We start from the raw sequence: 3,709 nt of genomic DNA on the forward strand, positions 1-3,709 counted from the left end.
GTCGCCGCCCAGTCCGCCGCCGCACCCCGGGCGGCCTCGACCGCCTTGGCAACCTCGTCCGCCGTCGCCACCGGCACGGTGGTGACCGGGGAGCCGTCAGCCGGATCGTGTACGACCAGTTCGCCCCCCTCGCCGCCCGCGCCCCATACTCCGCCAATCAGCTGCGCAACCGTATACATGGCGCACTGCATCCCCTCTGTCCTGACCGGCCAAACGCGTTTCGCCCGGTAACCGGCCGGGTAGGCGGATCGGATGATTTCGACCGGCACGGACAGCGCCGACGCCGTCGTCATCGGCGCCGGCCACAACGGTCTGGTGGCCGCCAACCTGCTGGCCGACGCCGGCTGGGACGTCCTGGTGCTGGAGGCGACCCAGGTTGCCGGCGGCGCGGTCCGGTCCGCCGAGGTCACCGCCCCCGGCTACCTCAGCGACCTCTTCAGCTCCTTCTACCCCCTCGGGTACGCCTCGCCGGTGCTGCGCGGCCTCGACCTGAACCGGTACGGACTGGAGTGGACACACGCGCCGGACGTCCTGGCCCACCTGCTGCCCGACGGGCGCGCCGCCGTCATCAACCGGGACCTCGACACCACCGCGGCCTCGCTGGAGGCGTTCGCGCCCGGGGACGGCGAGCGCTGGCGCACCGCGTACGCGGACTGGCGGGAGGTGGCCGAGCCGATGCTGGACACCATCACCCGGCCCTTCCCGCCGGTGCGCGGCGGCCTCACCCTGCTGCGCCGGCTCCGGGTGTCGGGTGCGCTGCGGCTGGCCCGCCGGCTGGTGGTGCCGGTCCGCAAGCTCGGCGACGAACTGTTCGAGGGCGAGGGAGGACCCGCCCTGCTGGCCGGCTGCGCGCTGCACACCGACCTGTCGCCCGAGGAGGCCGGCTCGGGCGTGTACGGCTGGCTGCTGGCCATGCTCGGCCAGCAGGTCGGCTGGCCGGTGCCGGTCGGCGGCGCGCAGAAGATCACCGACGCCCTGGTGGCGCGGCTGGTCGAGCGGGGTGGCCGGATCGACTACGGCGCCCGGGTCGACCGGGTGCTCACCGCCCGGGGACGGGCCGTCGGGGTCCGCACGGCCGGCGGGGCCCTGTGGCGGGCCCGCCGCGCGGTGCTCGCCGACGTCCCGGCGCCGGCGCTCTACCTGGACCTGGTCGGCGCGGCGCAGCTGCCGCCCCGGCTGGTGGAGGACCTGGCCCACTTCAAGTGGGACGGCTCGACGCTGAAGGTGGACTGGGCGCTCTCCGCGCCGGTGCCGTGGAAGAACCGGGCGGTGGCGGGCGCCGGCACGGTGCACCTGGGCGCCGACCTGAACGGGTTGACCACCTACTCCGCCGCGCTGGCCCGGGGCGAGGTGCCGCGCGACCCGTTCCTGCTGGTCGGGCAGATGTCGGTGGCCGACCCGAGTCACTCACCGGCGGGCACCGAGTCGCTCTGGTCGTACACCCACCTGCCGTTCCGTCGCGAGTGGCGGGTCGAGGACATCACCGCGCACGTCGAGCGGATGGAGGAGGTGCTGGAGGAGGCGGCGCCCGGCTTCCGCGGGCTGATCCGTGGCCGGCACGTGGCTGGCCCCGCCGACCTGGAGCGGGACGACCCGAGCCTGGTGGGCGGCGCGCTCGGAGGCGGCACCGCCGCCGCGTACCAGCAGCTCTTCCTCCGCCCGATCCCCGGCCTGGGGCGCGCGGACACCCCGGTGGACCGGCTCTTCCTGGCGAGCTCGTCGGCCCATCCGGGCGGTGGGGTGCACGGCGCGCCCGGCGCGAACGCCGCCCGGGCCGCGCTGGCCCGGGACCGGACGGTCACCGGTGACCTCTACGCGGGCGTGATCGGACTGGCGCACCGGACGGTCTACGGCTGATCGCTCCCCACCACGACGGGCGACGGCCACGGCGGATCGCCGTGGCCGTCGTGCGGTGCGGGGAGCGCTCAGCGCTCGAGGTTGCGGTGCCGGCTGCGCAGCAGGAACGGCATCAGCGCACTCTCGATCTTGGTGGCGGTGGTCATCTTCGATGCGCCGTCCCGCCGCTCCTCGAAGCGGATCGGCACCTCCAGGATGGTGTGCCCCAGCTTCGTGGCGAGGTAGTGCATCTCCACCTGGAAGCTGTAGCCGTTGGACTGCACCCGGTCCAGGCCGATGTCCCGCAGCGCGTCGGCCCGCCAGATCTTGAACCCGGCGGTGAGGTCGCGGATCCGCACCCGCAGCAGCGTGTGCACATAGAGGTTGGCCCAGCCGCTCAGGGCACGCCGGTAGAGCGGCCAGTTCTCGTCGAGCTCCCCGCCGGGCACGTACCGGGAACCGATCACCACGCCGGCCCGGGTGGAGAGCAGCGCGCCCAGCATGCCCGGCAGCGCCTCCGGCGGGTGGGACAGGTCGGCGTCCATCTGCGCCACGTACTCGGCGCCGCCGTCGAGCGCCCGGCCGATCCCGTCGACGTACGCCCGGCCGAGGCCCTCCTTGCCGGCGCGGTGCACCACCTGCACCCGATCCGGGTGCTCGATGGCCAGCTTGTCGGCCACCTCACCGGTGCCGTCCGGCGAGTTGTCGTCGGCGACCAGCACCTTCAGCCCCGGCAGCGGGAGGGCGAGGAGCCGCTCGACCAGCACAGGGAGGTTGCCCGCCTCGTTGTAGGTGGGAACGACGACGGTCAGGCGTGCGTCGCGCCACGGAGAGGGCAACTGCACGGGTTCGATCATCACGGACATCCTCGGTTCGCCGACAGGGTTAACTGAGAGGGTAGCCAGTGGCTACCGCGGGGTCGTCACAGACGCCCATGCCGGCGCTTCGGAGCGCCGTCGGCAGGGCTGGTCAGCGTAACCGGCGGACCAGCCCGGTGGCCGCCATCACCAGCCCGCTGAGAGCGAGTACGGAGACCGCCGGCTTGTGCGCGCTGACCCACAGCGCGGCCGAGTGCTGGCGCGCCCGGTCGGCGAAGACCCCCTCGGCGCCCCAGTCCAGCTCGTCGTCGCCGGGCCGGTCGAGGTTGTCCCGCCAGGTCGCCGGGTCGATCGGAGTGTCGGTCTGCTGGCTGTCGTAGCCGCTGTGGGCCAGCTTGCGGTCGAGCAGCCCGGGGAAGAGGACGTTGCCCACCCGGGCCCGCCAGGTGGGACCGCCCACGTTCAGCTCGCGCGGCCCGTGGTCCGCCGCCCAGACCACCGCCCGCGCGGCCACCTCTGGAGCGAAGATCGGGGGGACCGGTTGCGGATGCCGGGGCAGCCGGGTGCGCACCCAGGAGAACTGCGGGGTGTTGACCGCCGGCAACTGCACCATCGACAGCTTCACCCCCGGGCAGTCGTGCAGCAGTTCCGCGCGGAGCGAGTCGTTGAACCCCTGGATCGCGTGCTTGCTGGCGCAGTACGCGGACTGCAGCGGGATGCCTCGGTAGGCCAGCGCCGAGCCGACCTGGACGATCGCGCCCCGACCGTGCGGCCGCATGTGCCGCAGCGCGGCGAGGGTGCCGTACACCGTGCCCAGGTAGTTCACCTCGGTGACCCGGCGGAACTCCGCCGCGGTGATTTCCCAGGCGGGCGCGAAGACCGACACCATGGCGTCGTTGATCCAGACGTCCAACCCGCCGAGGTGCCGCACCGCGTCGTCCGCGGCCCGCTGCACCGCGCCGTCGTCGGCCACGTCGACCTGGTACGTCCGGACGTCGGCGGCGCCGCGCGCCCGGCAGTCCCGCTCGGCGGCGCCGACGTCCGGACGTACCAGG

The 3,709-nt window shown here is 74.0% G+C and carries 4 protein-coding genes; 1 reads left to right on the forward strand and 3 read right to left on the reverse strand.

Annotated features, from left to right (window positions below; translation table 11 throughout):
- On the reverse strand, window positions 1-179 hold a 179-nt coding region (locus DKL51_RS27835), incomplete at its 3' end, for an aldehyde dehydrogenase family protein (RefSeq protein ID WP_124812661.1).
- Between the two features lie 73 nt (window positions 180-252).
- Between DKL51_RS27835 and DKL51_RS27840 the strand changes: the two genes are divergently transcribed.
- The gene (locus DKL51_RS27840) at window positions 253-1,857 is read left to right on the forward strand and encodes a phytoene desaturase family protein (RefSeq protein WP_109945046.1); all 1,605 of its coding nucleotides are present in this window, start codon (window positions 253-255) and stop codon (window positions 1,855-1,857) included.
- Between the two features lie 68 nt (window positions 1,858-1,925).
- Here DKL51_RS27840 and DKL51_RS27845 read toward each other — a convergent pair whose 3' ends face one another.
- On the reverse strand, window positions 1,926-2,693 hold the full coding sequence (locus DKL51_RS27845) for a polyprenol monophosphomannose synthase (protein WP_109945045.1): 768 nt from the start codon (window positions 2,691-2,693) through the stop codon (window positions 1,926-1,928).
- A gap of 112 nt (window positions 2,694-2,805) precedes the next feature.
- Window positions 2,806-3,709, reverse strand: a 904-nt coding sequence (locus DKL51_RS27850) for an SDR family oxidoreductase (RefSeq protein WP_124812662.1), incomplete at its 5' end; no start/stop codon positions are given.

The sequence above is a fragment of the Micromonospora globispora genome (assembly GCF_003857015.1).
In the GTDB taxonomy this organism is placed as follows: Bacteria; Actinomycetota; Actinomycetes; order Mycobacteriales; family Micromonosporaceae; genus Micromonospora; species Micromonospora globispora.